This window comes from uncultured Pontibacter sp., assembly GCF_947502515.1.
In the GTDB taxonomy this organism is placed as follows: Bacteria; Bacteroidota; Bacteroidia; order Cytophagales; family Hymenobacteraceae; genus Pontibacter.
In genome coordinates this window covers 227,321-248,121 of record NZ_CANNAI010000002.1, presented here as the reverse complement: position 1 = coordinate 248,121, position 20,801 = coordinate 227,321, and the positions used below count along the sequence as shown (strand labels likewise).

15 protein-coding genes are annotated in these 20,801 nt (G+C 50.3%); 4 read left to right on the top strand and 11 right to left on the bottom strand.

Translation table 11 applies throughout. The annotated features are described in order from the left end of the window. Nucleotides 1-13: 13 nt before the first annotated feature. The 6 genes from infC to Q1A54_RS05750 all read right to left on the bottom strand — a co-directional run bounded on the left by infC (nt 14) and on the right by Q1A54_RS05750 (nt 9,302). Entirely contained in the window at nt 14-538 is a 525-nt protein-coding gene (infC, locus tag Q1A54_RS05775) for a translation initiation factor IF-3 (RefSeq protein ID WP_007656418.1), read from the bottom strand. 119 nt (nt 539-657) lie between these two features. Then, nucleotides 658-2,598: a threonine--tRNA ligase gene (gene thrS, locus Q1A54_RS05770; protein ID WP_196114730.1), complete on the bottom strand. Its 1,941-nt coding sequence runs from the start codon at nt 2,596-2,598 to the stop codon at nt 658-660. Between the two features lie 20 nt (nt 2,599-2,618). Further along, nucleotides 2,619-3,698: a tetratricopeptide repeat protein gene (locus Q1A54_RS05765; protein ID WP_299985795.1), complete on the bottom strand. Its 1,080-nt coding sequence runs from the start codon at nt 3,696-3,698 to the stop codon at nt 2,619-2,621. A gap of 148 nt (nt 3,699-3,846) precedes the next feature. Then, nucleotides 3,847-4,638 carry a hypothetical protein gene (locus tag Q1A54_RS05760; protein WP_299985793.1) on the bottom strand — a complete coding sequence of 264 codons (792 nt, stop codon included), beginning with the start codon at nt 4,636-4,638 and terminating at the stop codon, nt 3,847-3,849. Between the two features lie 61 nt (nt 4,639-4,699). Beyond that, the gene (locus Q1A54_RS05755; protein ID WP_299985791.1) at nt 4,700-7,447 is read right to left on the bottom strand and encodes a DNA gyrase/topoisomerase IV subunit A; all 2,748 of its coding nucleotides are present in this window, start codon (nt 7,445-7,447) and stop codon (nt 4,700-4,702) included. Further along, a complete protein-coding gene (locus tag Q1A54_RS05750; RefSeq protein WP_196114726.1) occupies nt 7,440-9,302 on the bottom strand; it encodes a DNA topoisomerase IV subunit B in 1,863 nt (620 codons plus the stop codon). Before Q1A54_RS05750 ends, Q1A54_RS05755 begins: the two co-directional genes overlap by 8 nt. A 346-nt stretch (nt 9,303-9,648) precedes the next feature. Here Q1A54_RS05750 and Q1A54_RS05745 point away from each other — a divergent pair, with 346 nt between their 5' ends. From Q1A54_RS05745 to fbaA, 3 genes are all read left to right on the top strand, one after another. Then, entirely contained in the window at nt 9,649-10,797 is a 1,149-nt protein-coding gene (locus Q1A54_RS05745; RefSeq protein WP_299985788.1) for an AI-2E family transporter, read from the top strand. Nucleotides 10,798-10,934: 137 nt separating this feature from the next. Further along, nucleotides 10,935-12,344, top strand: a complete 1,410-nt coding sequence (locus Q1A54_RS05740; RefSeq protein ID WP_299985786.1) for an exonuclease domain-containing protein — start codon at nt 10,935-10,937, stop codon at nt 12,342-12,344. 104 nt (nt 12,345-12,448) lie between these two features. Further along, complete coding sequence (fbaA, locus tag Q1A54_RS05735; RefSeq protein ID WP_299985784.1) at nt 12,449-13,519, top strand: class II fructose-bisphosphate aldolase; 1,071 nt, start codon at nt 12,449-12,451, stop codon at nt 13,517-13,519. A gap of 55 nt (nt 13,520-13,574) precedes the next feature. On the opposite strand, the gene Q1A54_RS05730 is transcribed toward fbaA, so the two are convergent. The 5 genes from Q1A54_RS05730 to Q1A54_RS05710 all read right to left on the bottom strand — a co-directional run bounded on the left by Q1A54_RS05730 (nt 13,575) and on the right by Q1A54_RS05710 (nt 18,878). Continuing rightward, on the bottom strand, nt 13,575-14,513 hold the full coding sequence (locus Q1A54_RS05730) for a hexose kinase (RefSeq protein ID WP_299985782.1): 939 nt from the start codon (nt 14,511-14,513) through the stop codon (nt 13,575-13,577). Between the two features lie 62 nt (nt 14,514-14,575). Further along, complete coding sequence (locus Q1A54_RS05725) at nt 14,576-16,978, bottom strand: glycosyl hydrolase family 65 protein (RefSeq protein ID WP_299985780.1); 2,403 nt, start codon at nt 16,976-16,978, stop codon at nt 14,576-14,578. Continuing rightward, complete coding sequence (gene otsB, locus Q1A54_RS05720) at nt 16,971-17,792, bottom strand: trehalose-phosphatase (RefSeq protein ID WP_299985778.1); 822 nt, start codon at nt 17,790-17,792, stop codon at nt 16,971-16,973. Before otsB ends, Q1A54_RS05725 begins: the two co-directional genes overlap by 8 nt. A gap of 31 nt (nt 17,793-17,823) precedes the next feature. Then, nucleotides 17,824-18,570 (bottom strand): HAD family phosphatase, encoded by a 747-nt coding sequence (locus Q1A54_RS05715; RefSeq protein WP_299985776.1) that lies wholly within the window; start codon nt 18,568-18,570, stop codon nt 17,824-17,826. A gap of 122 nt (nt 18,571-18,692) precedes the next feature. Then, nucleotides 18,693-18,878 carry a hypothetical protein gene (locus tag Q1A54_RS05710; RefSeq protein WP_299985774.1) on the bottom strand — a complete coding sequence of 62 codons (186 nt, stop codon included), beginning with the start codon at nt 18,876-18,878 and terminating at the stop codon, nt 18,693-18,695. A gap of 226 nt (nt 18,879-19,104) precedes the next feature. Between Q1A54_RS05710 and pgi the strand changes: the two genes are divergently transcribed. Continuing rightward, entirely contained in the window at nt 19,105-20,754 is a 1,650-nt protein-coding gene (gene pgi / locus Q1A54_RS05705) for a glucose-6-phosphate isomerase (RefSeq protein WP_299985772.1), read from the top strand. The last annotated feature ends 47 nt before the right edge of the window (nt 20,755-20,801 follow it).

Genomic DNA, 20,801 nt, shown 5'->3' with positions numbered 1-20,801 from the left:
TTAATGAAACAAATTACTTTTTAGCGGGAGGTGCCACTTTCGGAGAAAGAATCAAAAACATTCTCTTTCCTTCCAGTTTAGGCAGTTGCTCCACCTTGGCAATGTCCTCAAGCGCCTGCGCGAACTTCAGCAACAGGATCTCGCCTCTTTCCTTGAACACGATCGTACGACCGACGAAGTGTACATAAGACTTGATCTTGAAACCGCTTTCAAGGAAGGACTTGGCGTGCTTCAGCTTGAACTCAAAGTCGTGGTCATCTGTGTTAGGGCCGAAACGGATCTCCTTGATGACAACTTTCTGAGCCTTCGCTTTCATCTCACGGGTTTTCTTCTTCTGCTCGTACTTGAATTTCGAGTAGTCGATGATTCGGCATACCGGTGGATTAGCAGTTGGCGAAATCTCAACCAGGTCAAGATTCTGCTCATTCGCTATTTTCTGAGCATCTCTGGTCGAGAATACCCCCTGCTCTACATTGTCACCAACTAACCGGACCTCTCTGGCAGTTATTTTATCATTGACTTTGTATGGCTCTTCCACTTTTCCGCGTGGGATGTAGCGCTTGTTTGGCGTAGCTATAGTTTTACCTCCTTAAATTTAGTTTCTACAATCAGGGTGCGAATATCGCACTTTTTATATCAAGAAAAAAATATCTTTCTTTAATTGTTCAGCATCTCAGCAACTTTTGACTGAAAGCTAGAGATGAACTCCTCCACTGTCATCGTGCCCAGATCACCTTCTCCGTGCTTGCGAACAGAGACAGCTCCGTTTTCCTGCTCTTTCTCTCCAACGATCAGCATATAAGGCACTTTGCTCACTTCTGCGTCACGGATCTTACGCCCGATCTTCTCATCGCGGTTATCCACGAAGCCACGGATATCTTCCTGCTGCAGTCGGTCATATACCTGCTGTGCAAAGTCCTGGTACTTCTCTGAGATAGGCAGGATCGCAAACTGCTCCGGGCTCAGCCACAGCGGGAAGTTACCACCGCAGTGCTCGATCAGAACAGCCACGAAACGCTCCAGTGAACCGAAAGGCGCACGGTGGATCATAACAGGGCGATGTTTCTGATTATCAGCACCAATGTATTCCAATTGGAAGCGTTCCGGTAACTGATAATCTACCTGAATAGTTCCAAGCTGCCACTTGCGGCCCAAGGCGTCGCGTACCATAAAGTCGAGCTTTGGTCCGTAAAACGCAGCCTCACCCAGTTCGGTTACAGTGCGCAGTCCTTTCTCCTCAGCAGCCTCTATGATCGCGCTCTCAGCCTTTTCCCAAGCTTCGTCGCCACCTATGTACTTCTGTTTGTTTTCCGGATCACGCAAGGATATCTGAGCAGTGTAGTCTTCAAAACCAAGGGCATTGAACACGTACAACACGAGGTCAATTACTTTTTTGAACTCATCCTTTACCTGGTCCGGACGGCAGAAGATATGGGCGTCATCCTGCGTAAAGCCACGCACACGAGTTAAGCCGTGTAGCTCGCCACTTTGCTCGTAACGGTATACAGTACCAAACTCAGCCAGACGCACCGGCAACTCCTTATAGGAACGCGGACGAGTCTTGTAGATCTCGCAGTGGTGCGGACAGTTCATTGGCTTCAGGAAGAACTCCTCCCCTTCATTCGGCGTTTTGATTGGCTGGAACGAGTCAGCTCCATACTTCTCGTAGTGGCCGGAAGTGATGTAAAGCTCCTTGCTACCAATGTGTGGCGTTACCACTGGCTGGTAACCGGCTTTCACCTGGGCCTTACGCATAAACTGTTCGAGGCGCTCGCGCAGCAGCGTACCCTTCGGCAACCACAGCGGCAAGCCCATACCTACTTTCTCAGAGAAAGCGAATAGCTCCAGCTCCTTACCTAATTTACGGTGGTCACGCTTCTTGGCTTCTTCCAGGCGCTCCAGGTATTCTGTCAGCTCTTTCTGCTTCGGGAAAGTAACACCATAGATACGAGTCAGCTGCTTGCTTTTCTCGTCGCCTCTCCAATAAGCACCGGCAACGTTCATCAGCTTAGCTGCTTTGATGAAGCCAGTGTTTGGGATGTGCGGTCCACGGCAAAGGTCTACGAAATTGCCTTGGGTATAGAAGGTAATAGAACCGTCTTCCAGATCCTTGATCAGGTCCAGCTTGTACTGGTCGCCTTTCTCAGTGAAATACTTAATGGCGTCGGCTTTTGATACTTCCTCACGCTTGTATTCATTTTTGGCGCGTGCCAGTTCCAGCATTTTCTGCTCTACTTTGGCGAAGTCATCCTGCGAGAAAGTTCTGCCCTCACCCAGGTCCACGTCATAGTAAAAGCCGTTCTCAACAGGAGGACCTATACCGAATTTTATACCTGGGTATAGCTCTTCCAGTGCTTCGGCCAACAAGTGGGCGGAAGAGTGCCAGAACGTATTTTTGCCCAGATCGTCGTTCCAGGTGAGCAGCTGCACATTGGCATCTTCTTCAATGGGGCGAGACAGATCCCAAACGGAATCGTTCACCTTTACGGCCAAAACATTGCGGGCAAGGCCCTCGCTAATGCTGCTGGCGATCTCGAGGCCTGTTACACCTTTCTGATACTGGCGTACAGAGCCGTCTGGCAAAGTGATGTTGATCATGTTTTCTTCTTAGTATCAAGTTAAAAGCCCCGCTGCCTGACAGCCATACTGTCGAGCTGGGGTCTGGGTCTTTCCAATCTGTATCTCAACCTGGCAACGCTCTGCAGCGCATACGTATGCTTCGGCTCAATGGTCAGCATGCGTTCGTAAGTTCGCAGTGCTGCCAGGTTCTCTCCGAGTCGTTCCAGGCTACTTGCCCGCACAGACAGGTACTTGAGCACATTGCTATACCTTGGAGCACTCTCCAGGTGTTGCAAGGCCAGCTCGTAGGCTCCCATGCCATGCTGCAGCTGCGCCATCTGAAAATGGGCTGCCTGCATCGTATCTGCTAAAGACAGTACCTTTTCAAAACTAGCCAGGGCGCTGTCCTTTCGTGCCGACTGCAACTGTAGCATTCCTTTGTAATGCCAAAGTTGTGGATCCTCCGGTGACTGGCGCAATCCCTGTTGCGTATGCTTTCTGGCCTGCGCCAGGTCCTGCTGCGCCAGGTATAGCCCAGCCAGTGATCGGTGCGTCTCCGCAAAGTCAGGCTTTAGCTCCAAGGCCTGCTGGTAATGCCTGATGGCAACAGCTGTATCACCGGTCACTTCTAGCACTCTACCCTTGAAGTAGATTGCATGCGGATCGTCCGGTGACAACTCAAGCGCCTGTCGTGCAAAATGAGAAGCCTTTGCATATGCTCCTCTGTCAAGGTATAGCTCTGTTAAAAGCACGTAAAGTGATGAACTTTCATACGAGTTACGCTCCGCCTGTAGCGCAAGTGGCAGGGCTTCTTCATGATGCCCCATCAGGTATAGCACCTGCGCTTTCACAAAAAAGTTAGCAGGCTCCTTCGACAGCTTAATCGCTTCGTTTACATCACTTAAGGCTCTGTCCAGTTCCCCCTGCCGCAGCAGCACCATAGCTCTGCGTGCATACAAGCTGCCGTCGCGCTTTGACCGATCGATCGCTTCGCTCAGGCTTACCAGCTGTTTGGCCGGGTCCTCAACAGCCACGGCCTCCAGGTCTACCATCTGCTCCCGGGTACCTTCTTCTTTGCCGCAACCGGAAAGGGTCAACATCCCCAACACTACCCAACTTAAGACCCAACGAGACATCATGTGCTGTCTTTTCTTACAATCTAGAATGGCGCTAAATTATAGATAATTTGCCTAAATACCGACAATTCGCCTGCCTTATAGTTTTCAAGCAATGCAAAGGGCCTGCCACCATCCGGAAGCAGGCCCTTTGCGTTGCAGCTCTATCAAGTTACTTCTGATATTCTTGCAGCATAATTTTACAGCGCCTGCTCAACTCCAGCTCCTCCTTCGTTTGCAAGTCAAGGTTCTGGGCCATGGCACGCTGTAGCGTATAGACACAGGCTTCTTTATTTTTCATTTCCTGATAAATGTTGGCCAGATCAAAGTAATAGCGCAGGTTATTTGGGTTGTGCAGGATAGCCATTTCCATAGCGTAAATAGCATCCTTGTTGGTAGCAGGTTTATCTGCCATACCGCCCAGCATCACTTTGTAAGCTGTGATCTCGGCAAAATTGAGGTTCGCCATTTTAAAATACCAGCGTCCCAGCAAGTGCCAGGCATCTGCATGCCTCAAATCTGCCGCCAGGGCCCCATCCAAGTAGGGTTTTAACTGGCTGAAAGTCGCCAGTCGCTGCTTCGGTCCTGAGATTGTTGCCAATGAGGACAGCGAAAGTGCCATGGCATAATTTGATCGGGCATCGGTGGAATCCATCTGATAGGCGCGCTGGGCATAAGACTTTGCAGTACTAAAGTGATTCAGTTTGCGGCTGTCATCTGTAAAACGGTGACCCATCAAATTATGTAGCACACTGGCCTGGCACAGTGCTTCATAATTTAACTCATCAGCAGCTAAGATCTGCTCATATACCGCCAGTGCTTCTGTTTCCTTGTACTGCTCTTTCAGCTCGTAGGCCTTCTTTAAAAGCACATCATGCCCGGAATCTCCCAGTACCTCCAGAGGAGTTATCAGGAAACCGAGCATGATGAACAAAATGGGTATGACTTTGAAAAGTATTCGCATAATTTGTAATAAGCAACCTAATATATTGCTTTAAAACGACTTATGCAAAAAAGGATTTAATTTAGAACAAATCCAGCTGTTTCTTTTTCTTCAAAGCCTCTCTTGCACTGCCGTCTTCTGTAAGTTCTTCTACGGTTTCGAGCGCATCAAGTTGAGCCCCACTCACCTTGGCTGCCTCCTCTGCCAACTCCTTCAGTTCGGAAGGCAGTGTTACGGGCTCTCGCTTGGTGGTAACTTTCTTAGTTTTAGGCTTTTCTTCCTGCTCGACTTCCTCTTGTCTCGGCACTTTCACATCGAAGATCTTGAAGTAGCTCAGCTTATTGCCCATGGCCTTCCAACCCTTCACATCAATGAATTCACTCAGCAGTAGTTTCTCCGTTTCCTTCTCCCCTCGGAGCGAACGTTTGAAGCTAATAGTGGCCATCGGAAGTGAATGTGTAGATACAGCCTCAAGCCTGGAGTTTTTGGTTTCAGGTATAAAGCTGAACTTCTTACCTACTGTGGAAGTCTCGATCTTGAATCGCTTCACATAGTATGTTTTATTTTCGCCTTCATAATAGATAGCGGATACAACCAACTCCGGATCGAACTTCTGCAGCACTTTGATTTTCTCTACAGTATAGTGGTTGGCCAGATCAAAGGTGGTCTGCTCGTAAGTACCATCTTCGTAAATCACCAGGATTGTATCATCGGTATTAAACGAACCCAAGTAACGGCCGCGGCTTTCAGTGTTCAGACGACCGATCACTTCGTCGTAGAAGATCTCGCGTCCACCCAAGGTAGACTCACCCAGGCTCTTCTGCACCACCTTCTTAACCGGGTACTTCGTCACGATATTACCATTTGATCCTTTGCCTTTTATCATCAGTTCGGCAAAGTCATAATCGAAGGTTTTGATACGGGCTGAAGCCTGTGGGGAAAGCGTGATGCTCACCACTTCTGACTCTGAGTTCGGGTTGGCGGTCAGGTAATGTACCTTGGAGTTTTTGTTACCCTTTGTCAGGTCGTATTCCTTGTCGCGGGTGATAGACTTCACAGAGAAGCGCTTCGCATAGGACACACCGGTCTTGCCGTCCACATAGATCATATTGTAGACCATGTGCTCATCGTTCTTGTTATAAACGCCGGCCATAATGATATCTTTGCCTACAAAGGTTTTCTCAGCAACTTTCGTCACGGTGAACTTACCATCCTTACGGAACACAATGATATCGTCCATATCAGAGCAGTCGCACACAAACTCGTCTTTGCGCAAACCTGTACCGATGAAGCCATCCTTGGCATTCATGTAAAGCTTCTGGTTGGCGATCGCAACTTTCTGTGCAGTAATTACATCAAAGGTCTTCACCTGCGTCTTGCGGTCACGTCCCTGTCCGTATTTCTTCAGTAAGCCTTCAAAGTAGGCGATGGCGTAACGGATCAGGTTAGCCAGGTTATCGTCTACCTCGGCCATCTCCTCTTCCAGCTTCTTGATATACTCGTCGGCCTTGAAAGAGTCGAACTTAGAGATACGCTTGATCTTGATCTCCGTTAGACGAATGATATCATCTTGCGTAACTTCACGTCGCAGCAGCTTCTTGAACGGATCCAAGCCCTTGTCAATCGCTTCGAGTACAGCTTCCCAGGTCTCGCATTCCTCGATGTCACGGTAAATGCGGTTCTCGATGAAGATTTTCTCCAGCGATGAATAGTGCCACCTATCTTCCAGTTCACCTTTGCGGATCTCGAGCTCACGCTTGAGCAGGTCTACTGTCTTGAAAGTAGAAATGCGCAGCAGTTCGTCTACACTCAGGAAGTGCGGCTTGTCGTCAATAATCACGCAGGTATTCGGCGAGATGGACACTTCGCAGTCCGTGAAGGCATACAGCGCATCCATGGTCAGGTCAGGTGATACTCCCGGCGGCAACTGTACCTGTATTTCCACATCAGCAGCCGTATTGTCGATCACCTTCTTGATCTTGATCTTGTTATTCTCGCTCGCTTTCACGATCGATTCCATCAGGCCTGTGGTTGTAATACCGTAAGGCACGTCACGGATGATCAGCATCGTCTTGTCCACCTTCTCAATCGTGGCACGCACCCGGATCTTACCGCCGCGCATACCATTGTTGTAGTTGGTCACATCTACCATACCTCCGTTCGGGAAGTCTGGCAGCAATGTCGTCTTACGACCTTTCAGCACCTCAATAGAGCCTTTGATTAACTCTTTGAAGTTGTGCGGCATGATCTTGGTCGAAAGACCAACGGCTATACCTTCCACACCCTGCGCAAGCAGCAGCGGAAATTTTACCGGCAAGGTTACAGGCTCGTTCTTACGGCCGTCATAGCTCAGCTGCCAGAGTGTCGTCTGCGGGTTGAAAACCACATCGAGCGCAAACTTCGACAGACGGGCTTCAATGTAACGCGGCGCAGCTGCACTGTCACCAGTGCGCACATCACCCCAGTTACCCTGCGTCTCAATCAGAAGATCTTTCTGACCCAGATTCACCATGGCATCGCCAATCGAGGCGTCGCCGTGCGGGTGGTACTGCATGGTCTGACCGATTACGTTGGCCACTTTGTTAAAGCGACCATCGTCCATCTCCTTCATCGCGTGCAGGATACGGCGCTGCACAGGCTTCAAACCGTCCTCGATGGCAGGAACGGCACGCTCTAATATTACATAAGAAGCATAGTCGAGGAACCAGTTTTCGTACAGACCGGATACCGGCGTCACATTATGGATCACTTCTTCATCACCGTCTGTAAATGCAACCTCTAGCTCTTCTTCTCTTTCTATACCTTCGTTGTTTAGTTCGTCGTTATGCATATACTTCCTCAACTATGTCTTTCTCAATCTTCAGGTTCTCAATAATAAATGACTGGCGTTCCGGCGTGTTTTTGCCCATGTAATAGCTCAGCATTTTCTGTATCGTCGTGTCTTTTTGCAGGAAAACCGGCTTCAACTTGATGTTGTCGCCAATGAATTTACCAAACTCGTCCGGCGAGATCTCACCAAGACCCTTAAATCGGGTGATCTCCGGACGTTTGCCCAGCTTCTCAATGGCCGCCTGTTTCTCGGTCTCGTTGTAGCAATAGATCGTTTCTTTCTTATTGCGCACCCGGAAGAGCGGCGTCTCCAGAATGTACACGTGGCCATTTTTCACCAGATCCGGGAAGAACTGCAGGAAGAAAGTGAGCAGCAGCAGTCGGATGTGCATACCGTCCACATCGGCATCTGTGGCGATTACCACACGGTTGTAACGCAAGCCTTCCAGGCCTTCCTCAATGTTCAGGGCATGCTGCAAGAGGTTAAACTCTTCATTTTCGTATACCACCTTTTTCTTCAGACCAAAGCAGTTCAGGGGCTTACCTCTCAAACTGAATACCGCCTCTGTATCCACGTTGCGTGATTTGGTGATGGAACCACTCGCAGAGTCACCCTCCGTGATGAAGAGCGTCGATAGCAGCGAGTTCTCGTGCTTGTCTTCGTTGAAGTGCAGGCGGCAGTCGCGCAGCTTGCGGTTGTGGAGGTTGGCTTTCTTGGCGCGCTGGTTGGCCAGTTTCTTCACGCCGGCCATGTCCTTACGCTCGCGCTCACTTTGCTCGATACGCTTCTTCAGCGCCTCGGCCGTCGTCGGGTTCTTATGCAGGTAGTTGTCGAGCGCCTCTTTTACAAACTCGTTGATATAAGCACGTACGGCAGGACCATCAGGCCCCATCTCAATGGAACCAAGCTTGGTTTTAGTCTGCGATTCAAACACTGGCTCCTGCACACGCAGCGATATGGCACCTACAATCGAGCCGCGGATATCAGCCGCGTCGTAGTCTTTCTTATAGAAGTCGCGCACCGTCTTCACGATCGCCTCACGGAAAGCCGCTAAGTGCGTACCGCCCATGGTCGTGTACTGACCGTTCACAAACGAGTAGTACTCCTCACCATAGTCGTTACCATGTGTTAGGGCCAGCTCGATGTCATTTCCTTTCAGGTGAATGATAGGGTAGCGCATGCTCTCCTCGTCGGCTTTGTTTCGGAGCAAATCCAGCAGGCCGTTCTCAGAGTAAAATTTCTTGCCATTGAAGTTGATCGTCAGACCAGCGTTCAGGTATACATAGTTCCAGATCTGGTTTTCCAGATAGTCCGGGTTGAACTGGTAGTTCTTAAAAATGGTATCGTCTGGCGTGAAAACAGTTAGCGTACCGTTGCGCTGCGAAGTAGCTTCCAAAGGAAGATCGTTTGTTAAAACGCCACGCTCAAACTCAGCGGCTTTCACCTGCCCGTCGCGCACAGACTGAATTCGGAAATGGCTCGAAAGGGCGTTCACCGCCTTCGTACCCACACCGTTCAGACCAACCGACTTCTGGAAAGCCTTGCTATCGTACTTACCACCGGTGTTAATCTTACTCACACAGTCAATCACCTTGCCAAGCGGAATACCGCGGCCATAGTCGCGCACCTGCACCTTGTGGTCTGATATCTTGATGTCGATGGTCTTGCCGAAACCCATCACGTGTTCGTCGATGGAATTGTCGATCACCTCTTTCACCAAAATGTAAATACCATCATCGGCCGAAGAACCGTCTCCCAGTTTGCCGATGTACATACCGGGGCGTAGCCTGATGTGTTCGCGGGGCTCCAGCGAGCGAATGCTGTCTTCGTTGTAATTATGCTCTAACTCTGCCATTCTGTAAGCGTAAGTGTATTTGATTTAGTGGAATCACTCGGAAATATAGAAAAATAAAAGAAATCAGACGCTACAAATAGTTCCGGCGCCCGATCGATTCATCTTTCAAAAGAAGATATTGCTAATATTTTTAGTCAGCAAATATAGCCAATATTATCGGATCTGTCAACTAATCTATACAACCATTCCACGAAGCTTACAGTTCACAAAATAAGAAGAAATCACTAGGTTTTATTTGGCTAATTTTATTAGCATAAAAATATTTAGATTTAACTATACTTGAGCACAACATTTGCTTAATTGCACATGACTAAACGGCCAGTATTCTCTTACACAAACACACCCTATGGAAATTAAATTACCCCAGTATGTCAAGTACGTGATGATCTTACTGGGATTCTTTCTGGCGATCTGGGTTTTGCAGACTTTCAAGGCAATCCTTATGCCGCTGGTATTTGCGCTTCTGTTTGCCCTGCTCCTGCTGCCCCTCACCCGTGACCTCGAAAAGTTTCGTATCCCAAGGGCGCTGGCTATTCTCTGTAGCATTGTGATGGTGGTGATCGTACTCGGGCTTGTGGTTTGGTTTCTTTCCATGCAGATGATGAGTCTGACGTCAGAACTGGACACGATCGGCAAAAATTTTGACGCCCTGCTCATGAAAGTGCAGGACTACCTCTACCATAATTTTGGCATACAGCCGGCCAACAAAAGTGAACTGTTCCGCAACATGGTAGGCGGACTGCGGGAGATGTCTACTACTTTTGTTGGCAGCACGATCTCTCTGACCACAGGAGCGCTCACCGTCATCACCATCGTACCAATTTTCGTATTCTGTTTTCTTTACTACCGCAACCACCTCGAGCAGTTCATGTACAAGTTTGTTTCCAAGGAACGCCGTGGTAGTTTGAACCACACCATCGACAACATACAGGTGGTGGCACAGAGCTATATCTCAGGTCTGATGATCGTGATCGTGATCGTGGCCTTGCTCAACTCAGCAGGCTTGCTCTTGCTGGGGGTGAAGTATGCGATCTTCTTCGGCGTGTTTGCCTCTATCCTGACCATCATACCTTACATAGGCATACTGATCGGGGCCATGCTCCCGGCGCTCTTCACACTGGCTACCACGGGTCGCCTGATTGACGCGGTACTGGTGGTGCTGGTGTTCATGTTTGTGCAGTTTCTGGAGGGCAACTTCATTACACCCTATGTCGTGGGTTCAAAGGTGAGTATCAACCCTTTTGCCGCCATTATTGCCTTGCTCATTGGCGGTGAGATCTGGGGAGCGGCGGGTATGATCATCTCCATACCGATGATCGCCATTCTGAAAGTGCTTTTCGACGCCTATGAACCACTGCGTCCTTTTGGCTTTTTGCTGGCTGATATAGATGAAGTGAAGGAGAAGAAGTCAGGGCGGTTCCGGAAGATGTTCGACAAGTTGCGGGAGAAGGCGAAAAGAGAGCGCTACGAGGACGATCAGGAGGCTGAGCAATAGAGGGCCTTTGCTAAATCTATTTGCACAAGGTATGGCATAAGCGTGATTTGAAACGTATTGCTAAGAATATTGGTTTACAGGATAACCCTCTGGAACAGACCAGAGGCTGCTTCAAAAAGCCATAAAAAAGAATCAGCTTGTACGCCATCATCGACATTGAGACGACGGGTAGCCAACCCACGCAGGACAGAATCACAGAGATTGCCATTTTCATACATGATGGCAAAGAGATCGTTGACAAGTATAGCACCCTGATCAATCCGCAGCGGCCTATACCTTACTATATCTCCCAACTCACCGGCATTACCGACGACATGGTGCAGGACGCCCCGAAGTTCTACGAGGTGGCCAAGGAGATCGTGCAGTTCACAGAGGGAATGGTATTCGTAGCCCACAACGTGCGCTTCGACTATTCCTTTATCAAGAAAGAGTTTGCAGATCTGGGCTTCACTTTTCAGCGAAAAACCCTTTGTACCGTACGCCTGAGCCGTTCGCTTATACCTGGCTTGCCGTCTTACTCTTTGGGTAAGCTTTGCAAGAGCATTGACATTCCGCTACAAATGCGCCACCGCGCCATTGGCGACGCGGAAGCTACGGCCAAGCTGTTCGATAAACTGATCAAAATCAATCGTCCCGTTATAGACGGGACGCACCACGTGGCGGACCCGGCCGAGCAGCTCAAGAACGAGATCAAGGCTTCCCTTCTTCCACCAGCCATCAGCAAGGAACAGGTAGACGCCTTACCGACAGTCCCGGGGGTATACTACTTCTACAACGAAGCGGGTGAAGTCATCTATGTGGGCAAGAGTATCAATATAAAGAAGCGCATTATCCAGCACTTCAACATCGACTACAAAAGCCGCAAATCCATTGAGTTCAAGAACCAGATCGCTGATATCACCTACGAACTGATGGGCAACGAACTAGTGGCGTTGTTGTTTGAGTCGGCGGAGATAAAGCGTATGAAGCCGCACTACAACCGGCAGCAACGTCGCAGTGTGTTCAACACCGGCATCTTCACGTACGAAGATGAAAAAGGCTATAAGCGCCTGACCTTTGGCAGCATAAACAAAGCCGATGACGTGAACATGACCCCGATCATTGCGCTTTCAAATCAGTTCAAGGCCAAAGGTTTCCTTTTCCATAAAGTATCCAAGTATAACCTGTGTCAGAAGCTGTGCGACCTGTACAAAACGCCGGGTGCCTGTTTCGATTACCAGGTACACATCTGCAAAGGCGCCTGTATTGGTGCAGAGACACCAGAGGAGTACAATGCCCGTGTGGATGCCGCTATTGAGTCTTTCACTTACGAGCACAACAGCTTTGTAATTGTGGGGAAAGGCCGCGAGCTGGGCGAGAAGTCCATTGTTGTGGTGGAGCATGGTACTTACCTTGGCTTTGGCTTTGTAGACGAATATTTCTCAGCCAACTCATTAGAGGACTTTAAGTCAGAAATCCAGCGCTACAACGACAACAAGGATATACAGCAGATCATACGCGGCCACATGCGCGGCAAGAATAAAGACAAAGTACTTGTGTTTGATTGAGCTTTGGTCAGGTATAGACCTGCTTTTCTGAAGCTCCTGCCATCTATTTTCGGTTTACAACATATTTATGTTTAATTTCAAATCGAAATAAAACTTAAACATTCATGGAAAAACGTTTCAGATCAGGGGTTTTGTTCGGCGATGAAGTTACAGAGCTGTTCAAGTATGCCAATGAGAATAACTTTGCACTGCCAGCCGTTAACGTGATTGGCACAAACTCTATCAACGCTGTGCTGGAAACAGCTAAGTCGCTTAATTCACCTGTTATCATTCAGTTCTCGCACGGTGGCGCCACATTCTTCGCTGGCAAAGGCCTTGAGAACGACAACCAGAGAGCCGCCATTGCAGGCGCTGTTTCCGGTGCCCAGCACGTGCACCTGATGGCCGAAGCCTACGGCGTACCAGTAGTGCTGCACACTGACCACGCTGCCAAGAAATTGCTTCCATGGATCGACGGTCTGTTGGACGCCGGTGAGAAATACTATGAGCAACACGGCAAGCCGCTTTACAGCTCCCACATGCTCGACCTTTCTGAGGAAGAGATCAAAGAAAACATCGAGACTTGCGCCAGCTACCTGAAGCGCATGAACAAGATCGGTATGACCGTAGAGATCGAACTCGGTGTAACCGGTGGCGAAGAAGACGGCGTGGACAACACAGGCGTGGACAGCTCTCGTCTTTATACCCAGCCTGACGAAGTAGCCTATGCTTATGAGGAACTGAAGAAAGTAAGCGATCGCTTTACGATTGCAGCTGCTTTCGGTAACGTGCACGGCGTATACAAGCCGGGTAACGTAGAGCTGCGCCCTGAGATCCTGAAAAACTCACAGGATTTCATCAAAGAGAAATTCGGAACTGGCGACAACCCGGTGAACTTCGTATTCCACGGTGGTTCAGGTTCTGAGAAAGCCAAGATCACGGAAGCGATCGGTTACGGTGCTATCAAAATGAACATCGACACAGACATGCAGTGGGCGTTCTGGGACGGCGTGAAAAACTACTACGAGTCGAAAAAGGACTACCTGCAAGGCCAGCTCGGCAATCCGGATGGTGCTGACTCTCCAAACAAGAAGTACTACGACCCACGCGTATGGCTGCGTAAAGGTGAAGAAAACTTCATCGCCAGACTGAAAGAGGCCTTTGAGGACCTGAACTGCGTAAATCGCAATGCTTAATCAGTATAGATTATAATAGAAAGGGTGAGGCGAGAGCTTCACCCTTTTTTATTTACTACCTATGCTCCATTAACCACTGGTAAATCTCCTCAGTATCTTCTTTGCGACACAGCTCCGATCCGGGTGTCATGGTAGCGGCGGTGCCGGCGGCTACGCCGTAACTCACCACTTCCTCCAGTGAACACCCTCTGAGCAAACTCATAACAATACCAGCAACCATGCTGTCCCCGGCGCCTACGGCGCTTTGTTGCTTTACGGTAGGCGGTACCACATAGTGTATACCTGATTCTTTGGACGCCAGCATGGCGCCGCGTGGACCGAGCGATACTACCAGCACTTTACACTTGCCCTCGTTCAGCACCTGCATGGCGAACTCTTCCTGTTCCATTGCTGATATGTGATCTTTTCCGGCCAGTTTGGCTAACTCACCCAGATTTGGTTTGATCAGGTATAGCCCCTCTCCTGCCGCCTTCACCAATGCCTCACCCGAAGTATCCACGATCAACTTGAAATTGCGCTCGTGCGCGATCACCGCCATCCGGAGGTAAAAGTCATCGGGCACACCTGGAGGAAGACTGCCGCTGGCTACCACATACTCGGGTACCTGCTCCAGCTTCTCCAGTTTATCCAGCACCTGCTGCCACTCCGACTCTTCGATGTAGGGACCTGGCATGCCAAAGCGGAACTGGTCGCCCGTGCTGTCCTCCATCACCATCAGGTTCTCCCGGGTCCAGCTTTTGGTTTGGCCAGACCAATATTCCACACCTTCTTCCTTTAGCAGGTCACACAGCTTTTCACCGGCTGGTCCTCCGGAGAGCAACCAGGCCCAGGAGCTTCCACCAAGTTTACGGATAGCGCGAGAAACATTGATGCCTCCTCCCCCCGGCTCGTATACGGGCTCGTCGCAGCGGAGCTTCTTCTCAGGCAGCACCCGCTTCACATGGGTGCTCTTGTCTAAGGCGGGGTTGATCGTGATGGTTAGAATTTTGTGCATGCTTCTTCAGGTATAATGGGTTCTGGTGAGGGTATAGGTATAGCGTTGGGCTCTGAATGAGTTTACCGTTGAATATCAAACTCCTTCTGATCACCTGTCTGGAAGGTATAGACTTTGCCTTGAACACCTATTTTTACTTCTTTGGACCAACCTTTGTCAAAAGTGATGATCATTTTCCTGGTGGTAATATTCAGCTGCAGCCAATGTCCCCGATAGCGCAGCTGCATGTTGAGGCAGGGCATCTCATCGGGAAGCACCGGATTCAGCCACAGCACATCATCGCGGATCTCGAGCCCGGTATAGGCGCGTTGCGCTAAGTCTACCGTACCCGCCATGGCACCGAGGTGTATACCTTCAGCCGTGGTGCCACCCTGTATATCCTCCAGGTCGCTCATCAGAGCCATTTCAAAATTAGCCCAGGAACGCTTGCGGTCTGAACGGGCCAGCACCCATGCGTGTACGATCTTACTTAATGTGGATCCGTGGGAAGTGCGCTGTTCGTAGTAGGCGATGTTATCCGGTATGCTCTCAGGTTTGAAATCGTAGTCTAGCTGCTTGAAGATGGAAAGCAGTTCTTCAGATGAAAACAGATAAAAAAGCATCAGCACATCTGCCTGTTTGCTGGCTTTGTACTTATTCACGTTGTCACCTTCACTCTCCAGAATGCGGTCGAGGCGCATGGCCTCACCGTGTTTGGCTCTGTATGTCTCCCAGTCGAACTCCTGCAGCTGATCGTAGCCATCAAACTGCGCGATGATCTTCGTGTCCTCCAGAAAAGGAACATACATCCGCTTGCTGATCTCCTCCCAGCGTGTCAGATCATCCGGGCTGAGGTGCAGCTTGGTGAGCAGCTCTTCGAAGCGCGAGTCATCGAACACATCCTTCAGCTGCAGCGCCTTCTGAATCACCCACACAGCCAGCACATTGGTATAGGCGTTGTTGTTGAGGCCGATTTCATCTGAATCAGGATATTCGGTATGGTATTCGTCAGGCCCCACCACATGCAGGATTTCGTAGCGCCCGGTTTGTTTATTCAGTGTGGCGATGGTTGACCAGAACTGTGCGATGTCCAGTAACAGCTCAGCGCCGTGATAGCTGAGGAAATCGATGTCTTCAGTAGCCTGGTAGTAATTCCACACATTGTATGCCACTGCCGAGCTGATGTGCCGCTGCAGGTAAGTGTTGTCCGGCAGCCACCGACCGGATTGCGGATTGAGGTGAATGACCTGACTTTCCTCACGGCCATTGCTGCCGCTTTGCCACGGAAACATCGCCCCTTTGTACCCTGACTCTTTCGCAGCGCTTCGGGCTTCGTTCAGGCGACGATAGCGGTACATGAGCAGTTCCCGCGTGATGGCAGGCAGGTGCAGGTTGAGGAAAGGAAAGATAAACAGTTCATCCCAGAAAATGTGTCCTCTATAAGCCTCTCCGTGCCACCCCCGGGCAGGTACGCCTACGTCGAGGTCGACGGTATGGCCGGAAACAGTTTGCAGCAGATGAAATACGTGCAGCCGCAAAACAGACTGCACCTTCGTGTTGCAGGCCGTGTCGAGGTCGCAGCGGTTCCAGAGCCGCTGCCATGCCCGCTTGTGCACCTCCATTGCTTCCTCAAAGTTCCCTTGCCTGGTGATGTTGACACAGGCATCCAGTAAAGGTTCGGAGGTGGCCCAGTCGCGTGAGGTATAGAGCAGCACGCTCTTTTCGAGGCGAAGCGGCTGGCCTTCGGTAGCCTGCAGCTTAAATTGATGCTCCACATAGCCCTGCTCGATCCTGGTCTGAGGCATAATACCGCTGGCGTCGCCGTTCAGGTATACCCGAGTGCGGGCCACCTGCGCCATACGCGTTTTAGACTGCACTGTCTGCACCACCAGGTACATGCACTCTTCATCATACTGCCCCTGATCCAAGGTTTCCAGGTGCTGACTAGCGAGTTCGCGATAACGGGCTACGCCGCTGTTGATGACCCGTCCGTCCAGAGCGGCACGCAACTCTACTTCTCCCGACCAGTTGATGGGGGTCATTTGCCACTCCAGCGCGGCGAGGTGTGGGTTGGCCATGCTGACAATGCGGCGGGTATTCAGTTTGGACTCACGGCCTTTGCTGTCGCGGAAATACACTGTGCGACAAAGTGTGCCGTGTTTCATATCCAGCTGCTGTTTGAAATCCAGCACCTCCACATTACTCATATGAAACCACTCTTCACCGGACTGCCGGAAGGAAACCGGAAGCCAGTTAGGCCAGTTCACTAGATCTTCGTTTTCGATCTCCTTTCCGGCCACTTCGGAGGTAAGTCTGTTATAGCCACCGGCCAGATAGGTACCGGGGTAATAAATGTCTGCTTCGGCACGGGCTTCTTCAAATGCGCCACGGGTGGCAATGTAGCCGTTACCTAAGGTGCAGAGTGCTTCGCGCAGGCTTTGCTCCTTGGGGACCCACTTATCGTAAATGATGCTCCAGTCAGCCATGATTTATCTTTTTGATAGAGTCTGTCAGGTCTTCCAGAAAAACACGCACTTCATCCACACCTTCCAGGCGGTAGGTAGCAGCCGTCTTATCATCATGCTCCCCTACCAGTATCCCTATACCTTGTCCCTGCAGCTCAGCAAAAGCATCCTCGTCGGTTATATCGTCGCCAATGTAGAGCGGGATATAGTTGCCCTTGTTCAGGCCCAGTTCCTCCATCAGCCACATCACCGCTTTTCCTTTGTGCCAGTCAATATTCGGTTTGAGTTCGTAGATTTTTTTCCCTAAGCCAATTTTCAGCTCCGGCATGGAGTCGAGCACCTCATCTACAGCTTTTCGCACCATCTCTACCTGATCGTCGGCCACGTTTCGGTAGTGCACCGCTATAGCGTAGCGCTTGCGTTCGACCTGGCTTCCTTCCACTTGTCTGAGCTTTTCCTGAAGCATGGTATCCGCTTTGTCAAGAGCGGACAGAGCGGCTTTGGCTCCACCCGGCTCTGAGGCCATACCTCCCGGACCAGTTATATCAAAACCGTGTGAGCCGGCAAAGTACAAATTGTCAAGCTGCACGAGTTCCGCCACATTCTGCCGATCGCGGCCGCTCACCACGGCTACCTTCGTGACAGTAGCCAGCTCCTGCAGGGCCTGCCGCATGTCGTCTGACAACACAGCCATTTCAGGGCGCTGCACAATGGGTGTCAGACAGCCGTCGTAGTCAAGGAAGATGGCGGGCGTTTTGCCATGAAACTGTGCTTTGAGTTCATTCAGTTGGTTGAGAGCCGAGGGAAGTTCGTGGGCCTCACGTTTCTGTATCATAGTGTTGGATTAGGGATATCGAAAATGCGGTTTATACCTTGGGGAATTCTTTGATGACAATATCAGCGCCATTTGCCTTTAGACCTTCAGTATCGTGATGACGGTCTATACCTACCACCAGCGCAAAGCCACCGGCTTTACCAGCTTTTACACCTTTGCGGGCGTCTTCAAACACAGCCGCCTCCTCGGGCGCTATACCTAGCCGGCGGGCCGCCTCTAAAAAAATATCGGGTGCCGGCTTGCCTTTCAGTCCCAGCTCAGCCGACTGCAGTCCATCCACATGCTCTTCAAAAAGCCGCTCTATACCTGCGGCATGCAGCACATCCACACAGTTTTTGCTCGCCGATATCACAGCCGTCCGCATGCCTTGTTGCTTCTGTCGCTTCAGCCAGGCAATGGTGTCTTCATATACATCCACGCCTTCCTGCTTCAGCAATTCCTGAAAGTACATATTTTTCAGATTCCCGAGCCCTCCAATCGTCTCCTCGCCTTCTTCGTCTTCTGGTGTGCCCTCCGGCAAAGTAATACCGCGGGAAGTCAGAAAATTGCGCACTCCATCGTAGCGGGGGATGCCATCAATGTGTTCCCTGTAGTCGGTTTCAATATCGAGTGGTTCGTATCGTTTTCCTTCTTTCTCACCACGCTGTTTCAGATACGAATCAAACATTCGCTTCCAGGCCTGGGCATGTACCCGGGCTGTTTGTGTAATGACACCATCGAGATCCAGAATCAGCGCTTTTATATTTTTGTCCTGAAGTAATTGCTGGAGGGTACTCATAATTCATTGGTTAGTTTAAAAGAAAGAATACCAGGGAAGTGATAAGCTGCCTGAACTGAATTGCTCCATTGACAGGCTGAAACCGGCACGTGAACAATTCAGATCAGGCAGAATTTTTACCCCTACGGAATACCTTCTGTGCGTTCATGTGGTGGTACATCCGGGCCCTGCTCCGGCCGGGTCGAGAGATGCTGTCCGCCGGTTACATACTTCGCATGAGTGGGAGGTGTTCTTTTACCGTCATCCTCGCGCAGTATCTTTGCTTTAGGGGAATTTTTATCAGTGGGTTGACCCTTTTCATCTTTCATAATCTGTAAGTTAAAATGTGTAATTCAGATAAACCTGATGCGAAAACTATAAAGCCCCGCATCAGTCTTTCCAATCTTAAACCTACGCAGCTACAAGTTAAATGATGCCGATTGCGAGCCCAGCTCCCAAAATACTGTATCTTTAAGCCTTAAATCCTGCTCATTCAAACAACCTTGCAGGAGCTTTCAGAGTAGTTTCAGCCGTAACCATCATACAAAATAAAACATGCTACACACCGACAACCCGACCACCACCGATGCCTGGAAAAAACTGGAAGATCACTTCGCCCAGCTAAAAGATCAGCACCTGCGCGATCTGTTTAAAGCTGATCCGCAGCGCTTCGAAAAGTTTTCCTTTGAAGTGGACGGCACACTGTATGACTTCTCCAAAAACCGCATTACCGAAGAAACGCTGGACCTGCTTGCCCAGTTGGCTGAGGAAACAAAGGTGCCCGCCGCCATCGAAAGCATGCTGCGTGGCGAGAAGATCAACGCAACCGAAGGCCGCGCCGTGCTGCATACCGCCCTGCGAAACTTCACCGATCAGGAGCTGCTGGTAGATGGTGAAAATGTGCTGGAGGAAGTGCGGGATGTGCAGCGCCAGATGAAGGACTTTTGCGACCGCCTGCACAGCGGTGAGTGGACGGGCTATACCGGTAAAAAAGTGCGGCATGTAGTGAATATAGGTATAGGCGGTTCTCACTTGGGCCCTCAGATGGTAACAGAAGCGTTGAAGAAGTACCAAAAGCCGGACATTGAGGTGCATTTTATCTCCAATGTGGACGGCACTGATGCTGCAGAGGTGCTCCGCAAAGTAGACCCCGAGACGACACTTTTCATCATCGCCTCCAAAACGTTTACGACAAAAGAAACCATTGCCAATGCCCATACGGCTCGCAGTTGGTTTTTGGAGACCGCCAAGGACGAGGCGCATGTGAGCAAGCATTTTGTGGCGCTCTCCACTAACACCGAGGCCGTTTCTAAGTTCGGCATTGCACCTGAAAATACCTTCCGCTTCTGGGATTGGGTAGGCGGACGTTTCTCACTTTGGTCGGCCATTGGTTTGTCGGTGGCCTGCGCCTTGGGCTATGACAGGTTCGAGGAACTGCTCCGTGGTGCCGAAGCCATGGACAAGCACCTGAAAAATACACCGATGCGCCGGAACATACCCGTGCTGATGGCTTTGCTGAGCGTTTGGTACACGAATTTCTTTGAAGCACAGTCACATGCCGTGCTGCCTTACGACCAGTACCTGCGTCTGTTGCCAGAGTACCTGCAGCAACTGCAGATGGAAAGCAACGGCAAGACCGCCATGCGAAACGGTGAGTTTGTGAACTTCCAGACGCAGCCTGTGATCTGGGGTGCGGCTGGCACCAACGGACAGCACTCTTTCTTCCAGCTGATCCACCAGGGCACGGTGCTTATACCTTCTGATTTCCTGGCTCCAGTCAACAGCCACAACCCGATTAGTGAGCACCACCCAATGCTGCTTTCCAACTTCTTTGCCCAAACCGAGGCCCTCATGAAAGGAAAAACCGAGCAGGAAGTACGTGCTGAGCTGGAAAAGAAAGGTATGACTGGTGAAGATCTCGAGCAACTAGTGCCGCACAAGGTATTCGAAGGCAACAAACCCTCTACCTCCATTATGTTCGACCTGCTCACGCCGTACGCACTGGGCAGCCTGATCGCCATGTACGAGCACAAGACCTTTGTGCAAGGCGTGATCTGGAACGTGTACAGCTTCGATCAGTGGGGTGTGGAACTGGGTAAGCAACTGGCCGGTACGATTGAAGAGGAAATACTGGGCAACAAGGAGGCTAAGCATGACAGCTCCACCGCCGGTCTGATCAGCTACTACAGACAAAAACGAAAATAGCGAAAACCTTGTAACGGTGCTGCGTTTAAAGAGTGAATTCACACCTT